Source organism: Rhodococcus sp. 15-2388-1-1a (genome assembly GCF_002259145.1).
In the GTDB taxonomy this organism is placed as follows: domain Bacteria; phylum Actinomycetota; class Actinomycetes; order Mycobacteriales; family Mycobacteriaceae; genus Rhodococcoides.
Map to the genome: position 1 here is coordinate 1 of NZ_NPFP01000042.1, position 18,797 is coordinate 18,797.

The 18,797-nt window shown below is 65.7% G+C and carries 15 protein-coding genes and 1 pseudogene; 7 read left to right on the plus strand and 9 right to left on the minus strand.

What is annotated here, in order from left to right; translation table 11 throughout:
* The 4 genes and pseudogenes from CH302_RS30705 to CH302_RS23025 all read right to left on the minus strand — a co-directional run.
* A pseudogene (locus CH302_RS30705) lies at positions 1–132 on the minus strand (citrate synthase); the annotation flags it as partial.
* A 42-nt stretch (positions 133–174) separates the two neighbouring features.
* On the minus strand, positions 175–1,680 hold the full coding sequence (locus CH302_RS23015) for a carboxyl transferase domain-containing protein (RefSeq protein ID WP_037187384.1): 1,506 nt from the start codon (positions 1,678–1,680) through the stop codon (positions 175–177).
* Positions 1,677–2,876 (minus strand): CaiB/BaiF CoA transferase family protein, encoded by a 1,200-nt coding sequence (locus CH302_RS23020; protein ID WP_037187382.1) that lies wholly within the window; start codon positions 2,874–2,876, stop codon positions 1,677–1,679. Before CH302_RS23020 ends, CH302_RS23015 begins: the two co-directional genes overlap by 4 nt.
* Before the next feature lie 211 nt (positions 2,877–3,087).
* Positions 3,088–4,458, minus strand: a complete 1,371-nt coding sequence (locus tag CH302_RS23025) for an SLC13 family permease (RefSeq protein ID WP_037187379.1) — start codon at positions 4,456–4,458, stop codon at positions 3,088–3,090.
* A gap of 195 nt (positions 4,459–4,653) precedes the next feature.
* Between CH302_RS23025 and CH302_RS23030 the strand changes: the two genes are divergently transcribed.
* The 7 genes from CH302_RS23030 to CH302_RS23060 all read left to right on the plus strand — a co-directional run bounded on the left by CH302_RS23030 (position 4,654) and on the right by CH302_RS23060 (position 13,977).
* Positions 4,654–5,352 carry a FadR/GntR family transcriptional regulator gene (locus CH302_RS23030; RefSeq protein ID WP_037187376.1) on the plus strand — a complete coding sequence of 233 codons (699 nt, stop codon included), beginning with the start codon at positions 4,654–4,656 and terminating at the stop codon, positions 5,350–5,352.
* Positions 5,353–5,535: 183 nt separating this feature from the next.
* Positions 5,536–6,696, plus strand: coding sequence for an acyl-CoA dehydrogenase family protein (locus tag CH302_RS23035; protein ID WP_037187373.1), 1,161 nt, complete (start codon positions 5,536–5,538; stop codon positions 6,694–6,696).
* Positions 6,697–6,732: 36 nt separating this feature from the next.
* Positions 6,733–7,941, plus strand: a complete 1,209-nt coding sequence (locus CH302_RS23040) for an acetyl-CoA C-acetyltransferase (protein WP_037187371.1) — start codon at positions 6,733–6,735, stop codon at positions 7,939–7,941.
* Positions 7,942–7,976: 35 nt separating this feature from the next.
* Entirely contained in the window at positions 7,977–10,151 is a 2,175-nt protein-coding gene (locus CH302_RS23045) for a 3-hydroxyacyl-CoA dehydrogenase NAD-binding domain-containing protein (protein WP_037188781.1), read from the plus strand.
* A 28-nt stretch (positions 10,152–10,179) separates the two neighbouring features.
* Positions 10,180–10,809, plus strand: a complete 630-nt coding sequence (locus tag CH302_RS23050; protein ID WP_037187367.1) for a TetR/AcrR family transcriptional regulator — start codon at positions 10,180–10,182, stop codon at positions 10,807–10,809.
* 133 nt (positions 10,810–10,942) lie between these two features.
* Entirely contained in the window at positions 10,943–12,490 is a 1,548-nt protein-coding gene (locus CH302_RS23055; protein WP_037187364.1) for an acyl-CoA synthetase, read from the plus strand.
* The gene (locus CH302_RS23060) at positions 12,487–13,977 is read left to right on the plus strand and encodes an aldehyde dehydrogenase family protein (protein WP_037187362.1); all 1,491 of its coding nucleotides are present in this window, start codon (positions 12,487–12,489) and stop codon (positions 13,975–13,977) included. Before CH302_RS23055 ends, CH302_RS23060 begins: the two co-directional genes overlap by 4 nt.
* Positions 13,978–13,981: 4 nt before the next feature.
* Here the strand turns inward: CH302_RS23060 and CH302_RS23065 are convergent, their stop codons facing one another.
* From CH302_RS23065 to CH302_RS23085, 5 genes are read right to left on the minus strand one after another with little or no spacing between them, the layout of a single operon-like run.
* Positions 13,982–15,181 (minus strand): MFS transporter, encoded by a 1,200-nt coding sequence (locus CH302_RS23065; protein WP_052047310.1) that lies wholly within the window; start codon positions 15,179–15,181, stop codon positions 13,982–13,984.
* Positions 15,182–15,184: 3 nt separating this feature from the next.
* Positions 15,185–15,847 carry a class II aldolase/adducin family protein gene (locus CH302_RS23070; protein WP_037187359.1) on the minus strand — a complete coding sequence of 221 codons (663 nt, stop codon included), beginning with the start codon at positions 15,845–15,847 and terminating at the stop codon, positions 15,185–15,187.
* The gene (locus tag CH302_RS23075; protein WP_037187356.1) at positions 15,847–16,782 is read right to left on the minus strand and encodes a carbohydrate kinase family protein; all 936 of its coding nucleotides are present in this window, start codon (positions 16,780–16,782) and stop codon (positions 15,847–15,849) included. Before CH302_RS23075 ends, CH302_RS23070 begins: the two co-directional genes overlap by 1 nt.
* Positions 16,779–17,258: an SRPBCC family protein gene (locus CH302_RS23080; protein WP_037187354.1), complete on the minus strand. Its 480-nt coding sequence runs from the start codon at positions 17,256–17,258 to the stop codon at positions 16,779–16,781. The genes CH302_RS23075 and CH302_RS23080 overlap by 4 nt, the downstream gene beginning before the upstream one ends.
* A complete protein-coding gene (locus CH302_RS23085) occupies positions 17,240–18,667 on the minus strand; it encodes a flavin monoamine oxidase family protein (protein ID WP_037187352.1) in 1,428 nt (475 codons plus the stop codon). The genes CH302_RS23080 and CH302_RS23085 overlap by 19 nt, the downstream gene beginning before the upstream one ends.
* Between the last annotated feature and the right edge of the window lie 130 nt (positions 18,668–18,797).

Sequence of the window (18,797 nt, forward strand, 5' to 3'; positions counted from 1 at the left end):
GCCGCGGTAGCGCAGTGCGCCACCGTCCTTGTCGGGTTCGGCGATGTCGGAGGTGAACGCGACGACACCTTCGAGACCGGAGACGAAATCCTCGGGAACCTTCGAGTTCGACTCGGCGATCGTGGCAGTCATGGTTGTCTCGTTTCGTGAAGGGTGATCGTTCCGGGCGGGTTTTCAGGCTGAGGCAGTAGCCGCGAAACCGATTCGGTTGAAACGCTTTTCCCGGGCGATCATCCGCATCGATGGATCCTGGGCAATCAGGTCGGCGAGCTCACGGTGCAGCACCGCACCCACTCGATCGCAGAACTGTTGCGATTCGTCTGCCGCGTCGGGCAATTCGGGAATGATGATGTCGACAACGCCGGCGCGGTAGAGATCGAGGGAGCGCACTCCCTGCTTGGTGGCCATCTCGGCGGCGTGAGTCGTATCGCGATGCACGATGGCCGACGCACCCTCGGGCGGTAACGGAGACAACCACGCATGCTGAGCCGCGAGAACGCGGTCCGCGGGCACCAGAGCGAGCGCGCCGCCGCCGGTCCCTTGCCCCAACAACAGTGACAGCGTCGGGGTTTCGAGGTCGACCATGTCTGCGATGCACCGCGCGATCTCGCCGGCCAGGCCACCCTCCTCGGCCTCCTTCGACAGCGCGGCACCAGCGGTATCGATGACGGTGACGAGTGGCAGCTTCAGATCTTGTGCCAAACGCATTCCGCGTCGGGCCTCGCGTAGCGCTGCGGGGCCGAGCGGGGTCTTGGTCGTCTGACCGCGTCGGTCCTGACCGAGCAGAACACAGGGCATGGCGCCGAATCGAACGAGCGCAAGAATCAGTCCCGGATCGGACTCGCCCTGACCGGTTCCGTTGAGCGGCAACACGTCTGCTGCGGTACTGAACAGCAACTCGCGGACGCCGGGACGGTCGCTCCTACGTGAGGCCAGGATCGACGTCCACGCGGGCACGTCTTCGATCTTCCACTCCAGCGCTTCGACGGTGCGTGGCCGGCACGACGGGATGTCGGTCATGATGCGCAGCGCCCGATCGACGATCTCGCCGAGCTGCTCGGGCGGGCGGATGGCGTCGATGAGCCCGTGGGCCTGGAGGTTCTCCGACGTCTGTACGCCCGTGGGGAACTTCGCGTCGTACAGCGCCTCGTAGACGCGGGGGCCGAGGAACCCGACGAGGGCACCTGGCTCGGCGACGGTGACGTGGCCGAGCGATCCCCAGGACGCGAAGACTCCGCCGGTGGTGGGGTGGCGCAGGTAGACGATGTACGGCAGGTTCGCCGCCTTGTGTGCGGTGATCGCCGCGGTGATCTTGACCATCTGCAGGAACGCGACGGTGCCCTCCTGCATGCGGGTTCCGCCGGAGGTCGGCAGCGCCAGCAGCGGCAGCCGCTCGTCGGTCGACCGGTGCACCGCGTTGACCAGCCGCTCGCCCGCCGCAACACCGATCGAGCCGGCCAGGAAGGCGAACTCCCCGAGCAGAATGGCCACCTTGCGGCCGCGGATGGTGGCGGAGCCGGTGAGTACGGACTCGTCCAATCCGGTCTTCTCGCGGGCCGCGGCGAGTTCGCTCGCGTACTCGTCGTCGACGACGTAGTCCGCGGTCGGGGTATCCCAGGAATCGAAACTGTCGGCATCGATGACGAGATCGAGAAGTTCGAGGGCGGTCATTCTGGTCATCGGATCGCTTCTTTCAGCCAGTCGCGGACGAGTTCGTCGTCGGCACCCAGTACCGGCGGTGCCAGGTGATTGGTTTCGGTGACCTCGGTGCCGTCGGATTCGAAGAATCGCAGGGGCGGCCCGGGAAGAGTGACCTTGCCGAGCGTCGCATGCTCGACGTCGACGAGAAGGCCCTGGGACTTGGTCTGCTCCCACTCGTAGACCTCTTGGATATTGCGCACTTTTCCTGCGGGAACACCGATTTCGTCGAGGAGGGTCAGCAGCGGCTCGGTCTCGTAGGTGCGGAAGATCTTCGAGACGAGTTCGATGACGTCGTCGCGACTGTCCACGCGCTGGGGGTTGGTGGCCATGCCCTCGAGGTCGGGGTCGATACCGAAGCCCTCACAGAACCGGTGCCACAGTCCCTCGCTACCGACCGAGATCTGCACGGCACCATCCGAGGTCGGGAACAGGCCGTACGGGCAGATCGACGGATGGTGGTTGCCCTGAGCCTTACCGATCTCGCCGGCGACCGTCCATTTGGTGCCCTGGAATGCATGCACTCCGACGACGCTGGCGAGCAACGACGTGCGCACCACCTTGCCACGGCCGGTGCGGTCCCGCTCGCGCAGAGCGGCGAGAACCCCGAAGGCTCCGTACATTCCGGCGAGCAGGTCTGCGATGGGAACGCCGACACGCTGGACGTCGTCGGGGCTCGAGCCGGTGAACGACATCAGCCCGGCCTCACCCTGGGCGATCTGGTCGTATCCGGAGCGGCCGCCCTCGGGGCCGTCGTGGCCGAACCCACTGATCGACAGCACCACTGTGCGCGGGTTGATCTCGGCGATCCGCTCGGGCGAGAAGCCGAGTCGGTCGAGAACACCGGTGCGGAAGTTCTCGAGCAGGACGTCCGCTCGTTCGATCATGTGCTCCAACGCTTCTCGGCCCTCGTCGGTCTTCAGGTCGAGTGCGATGGACCGCTTGTTGCGGTTGGCCGAGAGGAAATACGTCGACTCACGCTCGGCGTCACGCGGAGTGACGAAGGGAGGACCCCAGACTCGGGTGTCGTCGCCGCCCTTGGGGGTCTCGACCTTGATGATGTCTGCGCCGAGGTCGCCGAGCATCATCGCCGCGTGCGGGCCGGCCAGGGCGCGGGTCAGATCGACCACCACGGTGCCTTCGAGCGGTCCGGTTCTGCCTGTCGTGTTGAGGGGCATCGAAGTGATCCTTTGCGTCGAAGCGGGGTGGGAGCTGAACCCTGGAGGATTGGATTATTGGGCCAGTGGCCTATCCAATTCAATTGGACCAGCGATCCGAAGAGAAGTCAAGTACCGATTTGAGTGCCTTTACCCAGCTCAGACGCGTGATGGCGGCACGTCGAACACACGTGCCGCCATCATCGAGCGCCTGCTTCGGGCTGCGATACCGCTACAGCCAGCCGGGTACGACCAGCAATCCCCAGGCAATCAGCGGGCCGATGATCACGACCAGGGCGCTGTATTTGAGGATCTGCTTGTAGAAGACATCACGGTCGATGTCCTGAGCATTGGCGAGCACCAGGGCTCCGTTGGTGGAGAACGGGCTGACGTCGACGATGGTCGATGCGATGGACAGAGCCACGATGACTCCGATGGCTCCTACTTCACCGGCGAGCAGGAACGGAACGGCCAGCGGAATGGTGACGCCGAGGATCGCAGTGGAGGAGGCGAACGCCGAGACGATGGCTCCGATGTAGCAGAGCAGCAATGCCACGAGCAGTGGGATTCCGATTCCGGCAACCGCGTCGCCGACGTATTCGACGGTTCCTGCTTCCTGCAGCACCCCGACGAACGTGAGCACGCCACCGATGAGCAGCACCGTCGACCAGCTGATCTGGTTGATCGCGCCCTTCTGCGCCTTGGGCGATGCGAGAGCGAGGACCACGGCCACCGTCATCGCGATGAATCCGACGTCGAGATCGAGCACGAGGGCGAACAGCGCAAGCGAAGCCAGGCCGACGAGGGTGAGAATCTGATCGAAGGTGATGGCCTTGACCGCAGTGGCAAGAGGCGGTGCGTTCTCGACGGTGACCGTCTGACCGGACGGACGAGGCGTCGACGACCCGAAACCGCGCATGACCGTTCGCGAACCCGAACCACCGACTCCGCCGGTGTCACCGTCGGGACGCGTGCCGTCCTCGTCGTGCACACTGCGTCCGATGAGGGAGCGGCCACCGAGGAACATGAAGAGCGCTGCACCGATCGCGGCATTGAAGAGCATGCTGCCGAGGAAGAGCGTGAGCGGGCTGTTGACCAATCCTGCGTCGGCGGCGATGTTGTTGACCGTGACGCCGTAGATGCTGATGGGCGAGAATCCACCTGCCTGCGCGCCGTGGATGACCATCATGCCCATGAGCAGGGCGTTGATCTTGTAGCGCGCGGCGAAACCGAGGGCGATCGGGGCAACGATGGCCACCGCGGCAGGCCCGAGCGCACCGATCGAGGTCAGGACACCGGTGATACCGAACATCACCCAGGGGATGAGTGCCACCCGGCCTCCGACGAGTCGAACGGCTCCGCGGACCAGGAGGTCGACCGTGCCGTTGTTCTGCGCGATGGCGAACAGGTAGGTGATGCCGACGAGCGTGAGGAAGAGACTGCTCGGGAAGCCGGCAATGATGTCGTCGGCACCCATGCCCACGGCAAGTGTTCCGACGAAGAACGCCGCCACGAACCCCAACGCGCCCATGTTCACGGGGAACACGGTTGCGGCGAGGAACATGACGACGAGCGCAAGGATGGGGATCAACTCGGTCGACATCGAAGGTCTCCGGTCCGTCTCGAATAATCACTCGAGCGGTTGCCCGAGATCTTCAGTGGCTAATTGGACTGGCCACTGAGTCAATAGGGACTCAACCAGTGAAGTGGATCACTTGTCAAGACCCTATGTGTCCGCCGTTACCTTGACCTCGACGGCTAGGGTGAAGGCCCAGAGGAACAGAGAGCGAGTGACACAGTGGCTGAGCAAATTCGCCCCGTGACCCGACCGCGGCTGTACGAGGTCATCGTCGAACAGCTGTGCAAGCACATCGCCGACCGCGAAATGGACCCTGGCGATCGACTCCCGCCGGAGCGTGAGCTGGCCGGCCACCTCGGGGTCAGCCGAGCATCCCTGAGCCAGGCCCTCGTCGCCCTCGAAGTGCAGGGCATCCTGTCGGTCCGGCACGGCGACGGCGCAGTGCTCGTGCGACGACCCGTGGGAGACATGGCGATTCGCGCTCTGCGCGAGCACGCAGACCGACTACCCGAGGTGATCGAGGCCCGCGAGGCACTCGAGGTGAAACTCGCCGAACTGGCCGCGACGCGTCGCAGCGACGACGAAATGGCGGCGATCGACCACGCCGTATCCGTGATGGCCACCGAGATCACCGACGGCAATCGAGGCGACTCGGGCGACGAGTTGTTCCATCACGCGATCACCGAGGCGGCGCACTCACCGTTGCTCGCCAGGCTCATGGGGGAAATCGCCGGCCTCATTCGCGAGACGCGCATCGAGTCACTGTCGCAGTCCAATCGCCCTCAGGCCTCGCTCGAACATCATCGACGCATCGCCGAGGCCGTGCGCAGGCAGGATCCGGCCGAGGCCGGACGGGCGATGGCCGACCACATCCGACTCGTCTCGGACGTGGCGCTACTGCGCTCGGTCGACAGCTAGAGAACTCGAGAAGCGACCGCCCGCCGAGCTCGAAGGCAGGGACGAATTGGGGCCCGAATCCGTCCACAACTTCGAGTTGGGCAGGGTGGAGAGCATCATTGGTTGACATCCACCGCACCGTCGCGCCATCATTATTGGCACAGCGCCAATAAACCACAGTTGCGCTTCGAGCCAAGGACCCCCATGACTGCACTCGCAGACCGCACCAGTGACGACCTCGCCACCGAGCTCGCCGACGTGCGACAGCTCGCCCGAGGATTCTTCGAGAAAGAGGTCGCGCCGCACCGCGAGGAATTCGCGGCAGCCGGGCGCCCCAGCCGCGAGGTCTACCGAACCGCAGGCAGCCTCGGACTGCTGGGCATGTCGGTACCCGAGCAATACGGCGGAGGCGGCGGCGACTTCCGCCACGAGGCGGTGCTGTTCGAGGAGCAGGTGCGCTCCGGCGACTCGGCCATGCAGCTCGGCGTGCACAGCGGCATCGTTCCGCACTACCTCCTGGCCTACGCCTCCGAGGAGAAGAAGCAGCAGTGGCTGCCGAAGCTGTGCTCGGGAGAGTGGATCGGTGCCATCGCCATGACCGAACCGGGCACCGGCTCGGATCTGCAGGGCATCACCACCCGCGCGGTGCGTGACGGCGACGACTACGTCGTGACCGGCGGAAAGACGTTCATCTCCAACGGGGCTCACTGCGATCTGATCATCATCGCCGCCAAGACCGATCCGTCCGCGGGAGCCCGGGGACTGTCACTGCTCGTCGCCGAGGTCTCCGACGACACCGCAGGTTTCCACCGCGGACGCGTGCTGCACAAGATCGGCCAGAAGGGCCAGGACACAGCCGAACTCACCTTCGACGGGCTCCGCATCCCCGCAGCGAATATTCTCGGCGAAGCAGAGGGTCGCGGCTTCGCGCAGTTGATGCAGCAACTCCCCCAGGAACGCCTGATCTGCGGCATCGCCGCCGCCGCGATGATCGATGCCGCCGTCGCGCAGACCGTCGAATACACGAAGTCGCGCAGCGCTTTCGGCAAGACACTGTTCGATCTGCAGAACACCAAGTTCGAGCTCGCCGAATGTGCAACGATCGGCCGCGTCGTCCGCACCTTCGTCGACGACGCAATGGCACAGCACATCTCGGGCAGCCTCGACGTCACCACGGCAGCAATGGTCAAGTACTGGACCACCGACCGACAGTTCGAGGTGGTCGACCGTTGCCTGCAGCTCTTCGGCGGCTACGGCTACATGGAGGAATACCCCATCGCCCGCATGTTCGTCGACGGCCGCATCGCGCGCATCTACGCCGGTGCCAACGAAGTCATGAAAGACCTCATCTCCCGCTCCCTGTAGAACTCGGCAATCTTGTTGCCCCAGAAAGGCACCACCATGGAGGCGTTCCTCTACGACGCAGTGCGCAGCCCACGTGGCCGCGGTAAGAGCTCCGGCTCACTGCACACCATCAAACCGGTCGATCTGGCCGCGAACACGTTGTCCACGTTGCTCTCTCGACACTCGCAGCTCGATCCGGCCCTGATCGACGACGTCGTGCTCGGAGTCGTCACCCCCGTCGGCGATCAAGGCTGCGACATCGCCCGAACCGTTGCGATGGTTGCCGGCCTGCCGGACAGTGTCGCCGGCGTTCAGCTCAACCGCTTCTGCGGATCGGGATTGGAGGCCGTCAACACTGCGGCGCAACGTGTTCGGTCCGGATGGGATCAGCTCATCGTCGCCGGTGGCGTCGAATCGATGTCTCGTGTCCCACTCGGGGCGGACGGCGGCGCATGGCCGTGCGACCCGCTGACCAACTACGGCAGCTACTTCGTTCCGCAGGGAGTCAGTGCGGACCTCATCGCAACGATCGAAGGGTTCGACCGCGACGAGGTCGACGCCTTCGCAGTGCGCAGTCAGCAGCGCGCGGCGCACGCCTGGTCGATGGGCCACTTCGAGAAGTCGGTCATCCCGGTCTTCGACGCGAACGGCCGGCTGATGCTCGATCACGACGAGATCATGCGACCCGAGACGACCACGGCCGATCTCGCTGCCCTGAAGCCGTCGTTCGCCCGGATGGGCACGCTCGCCGGGTTCGACGCCGTCGCGATGCAGAAGTACACCGAGGTCGAGCGCATCGATCACGTCCACCACGCAGGCAACTCGTCCGGCATCGTCGACGGCACCGCGATGGTTCTGATCGGCTCCGAAGAAGCCGGTCGCGCAGGCGGATTGACTCCACGCGGACGCGTGGTGGCCGGTGTCGTCGCCGGATCGGACCCGACGCTGATGCTCACCGGTCCGGTTCCGGCCACGCACAAGGTGCTGGCCGCGGCGGGGCTCACTCTCGACGACATCGCGGTGTTCGAGGTCAACGAGGCATTCGCTTCGGTAGTGCTCAATTACGCGAAGAAGCTGGACATCGACCACGAGCGCATCAACGTCAACGGTGGCGCGATCGCGATGGGCCACCCACTGGGCGCAACGGGCGCGATGCTCACCGGAATGGCCCTCGACGAACTCGAGCGCCGGGGTGAGCGCTACGCACTGATCACGCTCTGCATCGGTGCCGGAATGGGCGTCGCCACCATCATCGAGCGCCTGTGACCATCACGAGAGAGAACAACGACCCGAGGACCTCGATGACCACTGCAACTGCTCTGCAGACTTCCACGATCACCGGCGAGATCGGCACCGACCGCGTACTCGTGCTGACGATCGACGACCCGACGCAGTCCACCAACACGATGAACACCGCGTTCGGCGAATCGCTCGGACAGACCGTCGACTGGCTCGAAGCCAACGTCGATGACTACGACGGCATCATCGTCACGTCGGGGAAGGATTCGTTCTTCTCCGGTGGCGACCTCGAACTGCTGCGCGACGCAGGACCCAACGACCACAAGGCCATCGCCGACGCCCTCGACTTCACCAAGGACAAGTTTCGCCGGCTCGAGACGCTGGGCAAGCCCGTGGTGACTGCGCTCGGCGGCACCGCACTCGGCGGCGGCTTCGAGATCGCGCTGGCGTGCCATCATCGAATCGCGCTGAGCAGAAACAATTCTCGATTCGGACTACCCGAGGTGACGCTCGGTCTACTACCCGGCACCGGCGGCGTCACCCGAACGGTTCGAATGTTCGGCATCGTCGAGGCTCTGACGCAGGTGGTGGGCCAGGGCCAGCGGTATCGGCCGGCGCAGGCCCTCGAACTCGGACTCGTCGACGAGGTCGTCGACACCCACGAGCAGATGATGGCGAACGCACGTGCCTGGATCGTCGCCAATCCCGACGCGCTACAGCCCTGGGACAGAAAAGGATTCAAGATTCCCGGCGGCACCGCAGCGTCACCCGCATTGGCTGCCCAGCTGCCTGCCTTCGCGGCAACGGTACGCAAGCAGGTCAAGGGTGCACCGATGCCCGCTCCGATCGCGGTGGTTGCTGCGGCCGTGGAAGGGTCGGTGCTCGACTTCGAGTCGGCATCGCTGGTGGAAACCCGGCATTGCACCTCGCTCGCCTGCGGAGCGGTCTCGGGCAATCTGATCCAATCGATGTTCTTCGATCTCGGATCGATCAACAAGGGTGGCTCTCGTCCGAGCGCCGAACCGCACCGGGTACCCGAGAAGGTGCTGGTGATCGGTGCGGGAATGATGGGTGCCGCCATCGCCTACGTCGTCGCCTCGGCCGGGGTTCCCGTTGTGCTGCGCGATGTCTCGATGGAGTCCGCCGAACGCGGTAAGGATTACGCGCGTTCGATTCTCGGCAAGGCCGTCGCGAAGGGACGCAAGACCCAGGCCGACGCCGATGCGGTGCTCGCGCTCATCACGCCCAGTTCCGACGCGGCCGATGCCGAGGGTTGCGATCTGGTCGTCGAGGCCGTGTTCGAGGATCCCGCCGTCAAGCAGAGTGCTTTCGAGGCGGTCGACAAGTATCTGACCGCCGACGCACTGCTGTGCTCGAACACCTCGACCCTGCCCATCACCGAACTGTCGGCGGGAGTCTCGCGCACCTCGGACTTCATCGGCACGCACTTCTTCTCCCCGGTGGACAAGATGCCGTTGGTGGAAATCGTTGTGGGAGAACACACCAGCGACTCCGCGCTGGCCCGCGCGTTCGACTTCGTTCGCTTGATCGGCAAGACTCCGATCGTCGTCGGAGACAGCCACGGTTTCTTCACCACCCGCGTCATCGGCCGGTTCATGGACGAGGCGATCTCGCTGGTCGCCGAGGGCGTGCATCCGGCCACCGTCGAACAGGCCGCTCTCCAGGCGGGCTACCCGTCCGGTGCGCTGGCCCTGATGGACGAGATTTCGTTGACTCTCTCTCGGCACATCCGCGAGGGCATGGCCGAGGCCGCGCGCGCCGACGGTCGACCGTGGATCGTCTCGAACTCGTACGCCCTGGTCGATCGCCTGGTCGACGAGTTCGACCGCCCCGGCCGCAAGGCCGGGCGTGGCTTCTACGAGTACGCCGAGGACGGCACCAAGGCCGGATTGTGGCCGGGTCTGGCGGAGCACTATCACCGCCCCGATCACGGAATTCCGTTCGAGGACATGATGGATCGCATGCTGGTCGCGCAGTCGCTCGACTCGATCGCGTGCCTCGACGAAGGTGTCCTGCGGACCGTCGCCGACGCGAACATCGGCTCCATCCTCGGCATCGGCTACCCCGCGTGGACCGGTGGTGTGCTGCAGTTCGTCAATCAGTTCGACGGCGGCCTCCAGGGATTCGTCGAGCGGGCCGACCGACTGCGGGCACGGTACGGCGATCGGTTCGTCGTACCGAGGTCACTGCGCTCACGCACCGAGCGGTACCTCTGACGACTGGCGGAGTCGGTTCGGTGCAATCATGACAACCATGCCGGCTGCAAGTACACCCAAGTGGAATCGACTGGAACCGGACGAGCGACGAACGCAGATTCTGGCGAGCGCTGTTCGCTTGTTCGGTGACAAGCCCTACGCCGAGGTGTCGATGTCGGACGTCGCTGCCTCGGCCGGCGTCGCCCGCGGGCTCATTCACCACTACATCGGCAGCAAACGAGATCTGTACCTCGAGAGCGTTCGCTTCCTGGTCACCGTGCCGCCGATCGAAGACGTGCATCTGCCCACGGGCTCGCTCGAGGAGCGGGCCCGTGGCAGTGTGCACTGGCTGGTGGGGGTGATCGAGACACACGGCGCGGCGTGGGTGTCGGTGGCGAGCGGATCGGGCGTCGACGAGCAGGTGGCGGGCATTCTCGACGAGGCCGACGATCTTGCTGCCGAACGCGTGCTCGACGCAACGGCATTCGAGGGCCGAGGCGGTGACCGGCGAGTTGCGACCTCTGCGGTCCGTGCGTTCGGCGGCATGGTCAAGGCGGCGGGCCGCGAATGGTTGGTGCGCGGCACTCTGACGCGCGAACAGGTCGAGATTCTGTTGACCGATGTGCTCGTCACCGTCCTCGGTACGGTGCGCTCCCTGGACGACGCCCGAGACCGTTAGCCAGACAATCCATTTCGCCGATCCATTCGAGTGGTAACCGCACATATCGCCTATTGACACAGTGCCAATAAGGTGGAACTGTGACGGTGTTCACCTCGGGCACCCTCGCCCCCTCTCGTACAAGGGACTCGCCATGTATCTCACTCAAGGCCTCCACCGCTCCGCGGCAACCACTCCGAACCGGGCAGCAACGGTGATCGGCGATCGCGTTCGTACCTTCGCCGAACAGATCGACAGAGTGGCAAGACTGGCGGCAGGCCTGCACTCCATCGGCGTCGAGTCCGGCGATCGAGTTGCGATGCTGGCGTTCAACAGCGACCGGTACTCGGAGTACCTGCTCGCGGTGCCGTGGGCCGACGCCGTGCTCAACCCCGTGAACATCCGGTGGTCGCCGGTGGAGGTCGCGTACGCCCTCAACGACTCCGACACCAAGGTCCTGCTGGTCGACGACACCTTCGGTGCCATGGTCCCGGCACTGCGCCCCGCATGCGCCGGCCTGCAGACCATCGTCTACTGCGGGGACGGGGCCACCCCCGAGGGCATGGTCTCGTACGAGGACCTGATCTCTTCCCACGATCCGATTCCCGACGCGCGACGCAGTGGCGACGCCCTTGCCGGCCTGTTCTACACCGGTGGCACCACCGGCTTCCCCAAGGGCGTCATGCTCTCGCACGCGAACCTCGTCACCTCAGGCCTGGGAACGGTGGCGACCGGGCAGCTGCTCGACGACGCATCGATCCTGCTCCATGCCGCACCGATGTTCCACCTCGCCGATCTGGCCGCATGGGTGGGTCAGGTCATGCTCGGCGGCACCCACGTCATGGTTCCGTTCTTCGAGCCGACCGCCGTCCTCGGCGCGATCGCGAAGCACGCCATCACCGATGTGCTGCTGGTACCGACGATGATTCAGCTTCTCGTCGACCACCCCACGTTGAGCGAGTTCGACACCTCCTCGCTGAGCCGCGTGCTGTACGGAGGATCCCCGATCTCCGCGGGCGTCCTCGAGCGCACCCTCGCCCGGCTCCCGCAGGCCCGCCTCACTCAGGCATACGGCATGACCGAGCTCGCACCCGTCGCGTCGCTGCTCTGGCCGGAACACCATGTGGGAGAACGCATCGGCTCGGCCGGTCGCGCGGCGCCACACTCGGAGATCCAGATTCTCGGCCCCGACGACGAGCAGTTGGCCACCGGAACCGTCGGCGAGATCTGTGTTCGCGGTGGACACGTGATGCTGGGCTACTGGAACAAGCCGGACGAGACCGCCGCGGCCGTTCGCGACGGTTGGATGCACACCGGCGATGTCGGCTACCTCGACGCCGACGGGTTCCTGTTCGTGGTCGATCGACTCAAGGACATGATCATCACCGGTGGCGAGAACGTCTACAGTGCCGAGGTCGAGAGCGCACTGAGCCTGCACCCCTCGGTGCTGGCCTGCGCCGTGATCGGTGTTCCCGACGGCGAATGGGGCGAGCGCGTCCACGCCTGTGTCGTACTGGCCGAGGGCACCTCGCCGAGTGTCGAAGAGCTTCGTGATCACACCCGCAGCTACGTTGCCGGATACAAGACTCCGCGCACCATCGAGTTCGTCACCGCACTGCCCATGAGCGGTGCGGGCAAGATCCTCAAGCGCGAACTGCGGGACGCGCACGTTGCGAAGGACGCGCTCGGAGCTTCCCTGTGACCAGCCAGGTCGAGGCACGAGCCACCTTCGATTCGATCTCACCGATCGACGACGGCCCGGTCGCCTCGTTCGCCGTCGATTCGGCCGACTCCGTCGCGCGAACGGTCGGCCTCGCGCGAAGGGCGCAGCGCACCTGGGCGGCACTGCCGCCGCGTACTCGCGCCCGGCACCTGCGGGCATGGCGACACGAAATCTGGACTCACCGCGCCGAATTCATCGATCTGATTCACCGCGAGAACGGCAAGCCCGCCGACGATGCACTGCTCGAGATAGTACTGACCCTCGAACACATCGCGTGGGCGGAAAGGCAAGCACCACGGCTCATGCGGTCACGCCGAGTCGACCCCGGGTTGTTGCTCGCGAACTACTCCGCTCACGTGGAGACGGTGGCGCTCGGTGTCGTGGGCGTCATCGGTCCGTGGAACTACCCGCTCTATGCACCCAACAGTGCGATCGGTTCGGCTCTGGCCGCAGGGAACTGCGTGGTGTTCAAGCCGAGCGAGTACACCCCCGCGGTGGCGGCCCGATACGTGCGCGCCTTCCACGAGGCCAATCCGTCTCTGCCACTGGGTATTCTGTCTCTGGTGACCGGGTACGGCGAGACCGGTGCCGCGCTGTGCCGCTCGGGTGTGGACAAGATCGCGTTCACGGGCTCGACCGGAACCGGCTCGAAGATCATGGCCACGTGCGCCGAGACACTCACACCGGTGGTCGTGGAATGCGGCGGCAAGGATCCGGTGATCATCGCGGCGGACGCCGACATTGCCGCAGCAGCCGAGGCGGTGGCCTGGGGTGCATTCACCAACAGCGGCCAGACGTGCGTCGGAGTCGAGCGGGTGTACGTCGAGCGCAGTGTCGCAGCACAATTCACCGGAGCGCTCGTGCAGCACGCACGTGCCATCGCGCCCGGTGGCGATGCGTCGGCCACCTACGGACCGATGACGATGCCCAGCCAGATCGACATCGTCCGACGCCACCTCGCCGACGCCGAGGCGGCCGGTGGCCGAGCACTGATCGGCGGACTGTCCTCGATCGGCGAGCGATTCGTCGGACCCACCGTGTTGGTGGACACGCCCGAGAGCTGCTCGGCCGTCCGCGAGGAAACCTTCGGCCCCACGGTCACCGTCCGTGAGGTCGACAGCATCGACGAGGCGATCGAGCTGAGCAACGATCATCGGTACGCCCTCGGCGCATCGGTATTTTCCCGCACGCACGGCAAAGAGATTGCGGCGCAGCTGGTGTGCGGTCAGGTCACCGTCAACTCGGTGATCGCGTTCGCGGGAATGGGATCGGTTCCGATGGGCGGCGTCGGTGCCAGCGGCTTCGGTCGGGTACACGGAGACGAGGGGTTCGCAGAATTCTGCCGCACGCACAGCCGCGTCACGAAACTCTTCGACATCCCCGGATTCGAGTTGGTCACGCTCCAACGCCGACGGTGGGTCATGCCGCTGATCGACCGAGTACTGGGGCTGCGTCACCGCCGCTGAGCGATCAGCGCACCGATTTCACCTGCCATGTCACCGCTGCCCCGAGTGCGGCCAGTACCCCCACTGCCGCGAACAGTGCCGGGTACCCACCGACGGTGGAGAGGAACACGCTCGCGAGCAGCGGAGCCATGGCAGGTGGAACGATCGCCCCGATGTTCATCACACCGAGATCGGTCGCCCGACTGTCGGCGGACGGCAGAACCCCGGTCACCAGTGCCTGATCGACGGCCATGTACGCGCCGAATCCGCCGCCCAGCAACGCAGCCGAGACGAACGTCGCGTCCATCGTGGGATGTACCGCCAGGACGAAGCCGGCGACGGCCTGCATCGATGCCGCAACCGCCACGAAGATCTTTCGGCGACGCATCCGGTCCGACAACGGCCCGAAGGTGAACGTGCACACCACACAGGCGATCAAATAGACAACGGTGACCTCGAGCAGCGATGCCGTCGGATCAACGACTCGGAGGCCGTCGGTGAGGAAGAACAGCAAGTAGCAGGTGCCGAGCGAGTTGGCCACGTTGACCAGAAATCGACCGCCGAAGGCCCACGCGAAGTCGCGGTGACGCAACGAATCGAGCAGCAAGGCCACGATGCTGCGCAGGCTCAACAGCGCTGTCGATGAATCGGTTTCGCGATACGACAGCAGAAATGGCACCGCGCAGATCACCAAGGCGATCGCCACGGCGAGGTACCCGCCCAGTACCGACAGAGCGAGCGTGGACACCAGGGCCAGGCCCGCCACCACGCCCAGTGCCTGCGGCGCATAGATCGCGCTCGACACCGTTCCGCGCTGCTCGTCCGGCACGCGGTCGGCCACCACGGCCGTCAACCCTGCTGTTGCAGCACTCAATCCGAGCATCGCCACCGACCACGCCGTCCCGATTCCGAGGACGGTGTTCTGCAGACCCGTGACCACCAACGCACCGGCGAAGAACAGGACACCGCCGCCGAACCACACGCGCCGCCGCCCCAACCTGCTGCGCGTGCGATCGCACAGCGATCCGCACACAGGCAGACCGATCAGCAGCACCACGGCGGAGACCGCGTTGATCACGGCGAAGTCGAACACCTTCGATTGCGGATCGATCTCCTGCAATCGCTCGGGTAGAAGCAGCTGCAGTGGAACCAGATCGGCCATCCAATAGCCCAGCCACGCCACGGAGAACACGGCAATCCAGAGCGGGCGCACCCGGGTGGTCATCGGTCAGTCTCTTCGCACGGGTGCTGCTGTTCCGTATGCACGGCGCACCACCTCGTCGAGGGTCGCCGCCAGCTGCGCGTCGTCAAGGGTACGTGGGGTCCCCACCGACGCAGCGGAAAGATAGACCCCGCAGAGCCATTCGAGCAGCTCGATGTTCGACAGCGCGGCCCCGAGATCGTGACCGGTGGCGACCGAGCCGTGATGGGCCATGATCACCGCCGACCTCGAGCGCATCGCCGACACCACCGCATCGGCGAGCTCGGCCGTACCGAACGGCGCGAACGGCACCACCGGGACCCTGCCGCCGAGGGCCAGCTGCGCGTAGTGCACGGGCGGCAGTTCGTCCGCGACGAGCGAAAGCGCAACGGCCGCAGAAGAATGTGCATGCACCACCGCCCGAACCTCGGACGACGCGTAGATGCCGAGGTGCAGGCCCAGTTCCGAGGTCGGTTCGCACGCACCGGCGCGCACGACTGCGTCCAGACCGACGACCGTGACATCCTCGATCGTGGCGTCCGCCAACACCAGCCCGGTCGCCGTCACCGCCACCACATCACCCGCGCGTGCGCTGACATTGCCTGCCGTACCGAGAACCAGGCCCCGTCGGCCCAGGTGCCGGGCGGTCTGGGCGACGGACTGCCGTAGCTCGTCCACGTCGGTCGGCATCAGATGGTCCTGCAGGTACGTGCGAACTTCCGAACGAAATCGAGGTCGTAGGTGCCGAAGTCGGTTCCGAGGCCCTGCGCCACCTGCGCGGCGGTCGCATTGCCCAGTTCGGCCGACTCGACGACGCTCATACTCAGGGACAGGCCACGAACGAACCCGGCCGAGAACGCATCTCCACATCCGCTGGTGTCCACCACGTCCACGGAATACGCGGGGACCTCGACGGCTCCGTCGGTCGTGACGACGAGAGTGGGCGACGCCCCCGCGGTGGCCACCACGCAGGACGCTCCGAGCTCGAGCAGCCGACGACACCCGTCTTCGACAGTGCCGCAACCGGTCCAGCCGAGGACCTGCTCGTCGTTGGGCAGCAGGTAGTCGACATGGGGCAGCGCGGCGGCGAACGCACCGAGTCCTTCCGGAACGGACGGTGCCAGGCTGTCCACCGTGACGACGACGCCGTCCTCGTGCGCACGGCGTGCGATGTCGCATGCGGTGTCCGGTCCGAAGAACTCGGGCCCGCCGAGATGCAGGAAGTCGACGTTGTGAAACATGTTCCACGGAACATGCTGAGCCAGATGACCGTTGGCTCCGATCACGTGCAGAGCAGGCCGAGATCCGTCCGGCCTGATCGGCAACACCGACGCCGAGGTCTGCACCCCGTCCAGGCGATGAACGAGGGAGACGTCCACTCCGTCGTCGGCGAGGAGCTGCAGTAGAAACGCACCTGCCGAATCACCGCCGACGACTCCCGCGGTGTGGACCGCGGCCCCCAGTCGGGACAGCACCAGCGCCGTTCCCGCGGCTGTGCCCGCGGCCGACATCGCGATCTGCTCCGCCAGGACCGCCGCCTGACCGTCGGGAATCTCGGTCACCGGCCGCACCAGAGTGTCGAGTATGTGCACCCCGAGGGTGAGGACTTCCGCCGGTTCTCTCATCGGATCGTCGCGGTTCGCTCGGAGAGGATCAGCGCCTCCAGGTTGCACATCGAGACGTCGAATCGTGCGGACATCCCGGCGGTCGCAATGGGCCGTACAAGACGTCCCAGCCAGCGCGGGGAGACGTCGAACCAGAACTCGAAGGTCATCGCGGTGGAGGTCCCACCGCTCAGCGGCGCGAAGCGAAAGACGTTCGCCACGTTGGTGAGTGGCGCAAATCCCTGGCCCGAATCGATTCGCAGGCGGTTCGGTTCCAGATGCCGCACGGTCCACGTGGCGTGAGTGGTGAAGCGTCCGAGCGCCGCCACTTCCTCTGTGTACACACCACCTGATCGTGCGGTGCCGTGATGAGCGGTGACGGCTCGGACGTCGGACACCCATTCCGCGTAGCGGCCGGTGTCACCGGTCAGTGCCCAGACCTCTTCCGGACTGACCGAGAGTGTGCGATGAGCCGAGACTACGAAGCGTTGTTCCACGAGAGTTCTCCTTCGGTCGAAAGTATTTCTGCTGCTGCTTTTTCACCCGATCGCACGGCGCCGTCCATGTATCCGTTCCAATAGTCGGAGTGCTCGGCACCGGCCCATCGCACTCGTCCGAACGGAACGTCGCGCCACCGTCCGAGCCCGGTCAACACTCCGGGGGTCAACACCGCGGTCGGCCCGCCGCGCGTCCACTGTTCGTCGGTCCAGTCCAGTTCGATCCACTCCGTCGGTTCGAGTGCGCGCGGACCCACCACCGAGGCGAAGGCACGCAGCACCTCACCGCGGCGCTCGGATTCGTTGCCCTCGGACCAGTTTCGGCCACCTCGATGGCGCGCGCCCCAGGTGCCGACGAATCCCATCAGCACTCCGTGGCTTCCGTCGGGAGGTGAGTTGTCGAACATCGAGGACACCGGTACGTCGCTGTCGCGAAAGAGTGCCTGACCGGAGAGCCCGCTCGTGCGCCAGAACGGTTCGGGATACACGGCCTCACACTTGGCCAATCCGCCGAAGTTCATCCGCTGGAACAGTGCTTCCTGAGGCGCGGGCAGCGCAGGGCTCCAGTCGATTCGGGCGGCCAGGACGGGCGGGATCGCCACGACCACCGATCGGGCCACCCACGATTCGGTATCGCTGTGCACCACCACGCGATCCGGATACTGCTCCACGCGGCGCACGGGGGTCTCGAGGCGGACCGAATCACCGAGTCGCGACGCCATTTCGATGCAGATCGCCTGTGAGCCTCCGAGGAATCGCCACTGCTGCGCTCCACCGGCGACACTCATCAACCGGTCGACGGTGCCGGGGGTGTACTCGTTGCCCGCCCCGGCGATGTACGCGAGGCCGAAGAGCGCCGACACGTCGGCGGATGTGCCACCGAACACCGAACCGAGCAGGATGTCGAGCAGTTCCACGCCGCCGTCGGTGGCCGAGTGCCTCCGAGCCCAGGTTGCGAGAGTCTGGGTGTCCCATTCGGTCGCACGCGGTGCCGACCACGGTCTGCTCACGGGGATCTGCCCGGCGGCCCGATCGATTCGCGCCACCAGCATCCCGACGTCAGGAAGTGCCGCCAAGTCCGGCGGCACCCCGCCGTCGAAGCGTCGGGCGCGTCCGTTCTTGACGTAGATGCTCGATCCGATGTCGTACGCGGGGAACGTCCCGACACCCACCGACGCGGCCAGGCGGAGGATGTGGTCCTGCGTCGGACCGACGAACTGTCCGCCGGTCTCGACCACCGCGTTCTCACCGAGTGTGTGATTGACCGTCCGCCCGCCCACCCGGTCTCTGGCCTCGAGGACCTGGACGGTCAGTCCTGCGGCCGTCAGTTCCCTGGCGGCGGTCAGACCCGCGAGTCCTGCGCCGACGACCACTACGTCCACACGCGAGGCTTCCGGAATGTCGGTCATGGGTGCTCCTTTTCAGGGCTGTTCGATGTAGCGGCGACAGTAGCTCAATATTGGCCACTAGGCCAGGATTGGCCGAGATCGCCTGTTGAAGAGCACTGCGATGGGGGTATACGACCGCGCCCCGGCTACG

Excerpts from the sequence above, each read along its gene's own strand:
- CH302_RS23015 (WP_037187384.1), bottom strand. The coding sequence starts at position 1,680 with ATGACCAGAATGACCGCCCTCGAACTTCTCGATCTCGTCATCGATGCC.
- CH302_RS23020 (WP_037187382.1), bottom strand. The coding sequence starts at position 2,876 with ATGCCCCTCAACACGACAGGCAGAACCGGACCGCTCGAAGGCACCGTG.
- CH302_RS23025 (WP_037187379.1), bottom strand. The coding sequence starts at position 4,458 with ATGTCGACCGAGTTGATCCCCATCCTTGCGCTCGTCGTCATGTTCCTC.
- CH302_RS23035 (WP_037187373.1), top strand. The coding sequence starts at position 5,536 with ATGACTGCACTCGCAGACCGCACCAGTGACGACCTCGCCACCGAGCTC.
- CH302_RS23040 (WP_037187371.1), top strand. The coding sequence starts at position 6,733 with ATGGAGGCGTTCCTCTACGACGCAGTGCGCAGCCCACGTGGCCGCGGT.
- CH302_RS23045 (WP_037188781.1), top strand. The coding sequence starts at position 7,977 with ATGACCACTGCAACTGCTCTGCAGACTTCCACGATCACCGGCGAGATC.
- CH302_RS23050 (WP_037187367.1), top strand. The coding sequence starts at position 10,180 with ATGACAACCATGCCGGCTGCAAGTACACCCAAGTGGAATCGACTGGAA.
- CH302_RS23055 (WP_037187364.1), top strand. The coding sequence starts at position 10,943 with ATGTATCTCACTCAAGGCCTCCACCGCTCCGCGGCAACCACTCCGAAC.
- CH302_RS23065 (WP_052047310.1), bottom strand. The coding sequence starts at position 15,181 with ATGACCACCCGGGTGCGCCCGCTCTGGATTGCCGTGTTCTCCGTGGCG.
- CH302_RS23070 (WP_037187359.1), bottom strand. The coding sequence starts at position 15,847 with ATGCCGACCGACGTGGACGAGCTACGGCAGTCCGTCGCCCAGACCGCC.
- CH302_RS23075 (WP_037187356.1), bottom strand. The coding sequence starts at position 16,782 with ATGAGAGAACCGGCGGAAGTCCTCACCCTCGGGGTGCACATACTCGAC.
- CH302_RS23085 (WP_037187352.1), bottom strand. The coding sequence starts at position 18,667 with ATGACCGACATTCCGGAAGCCTCGCGTGTGGACGTAGTGGTCGTCGGC.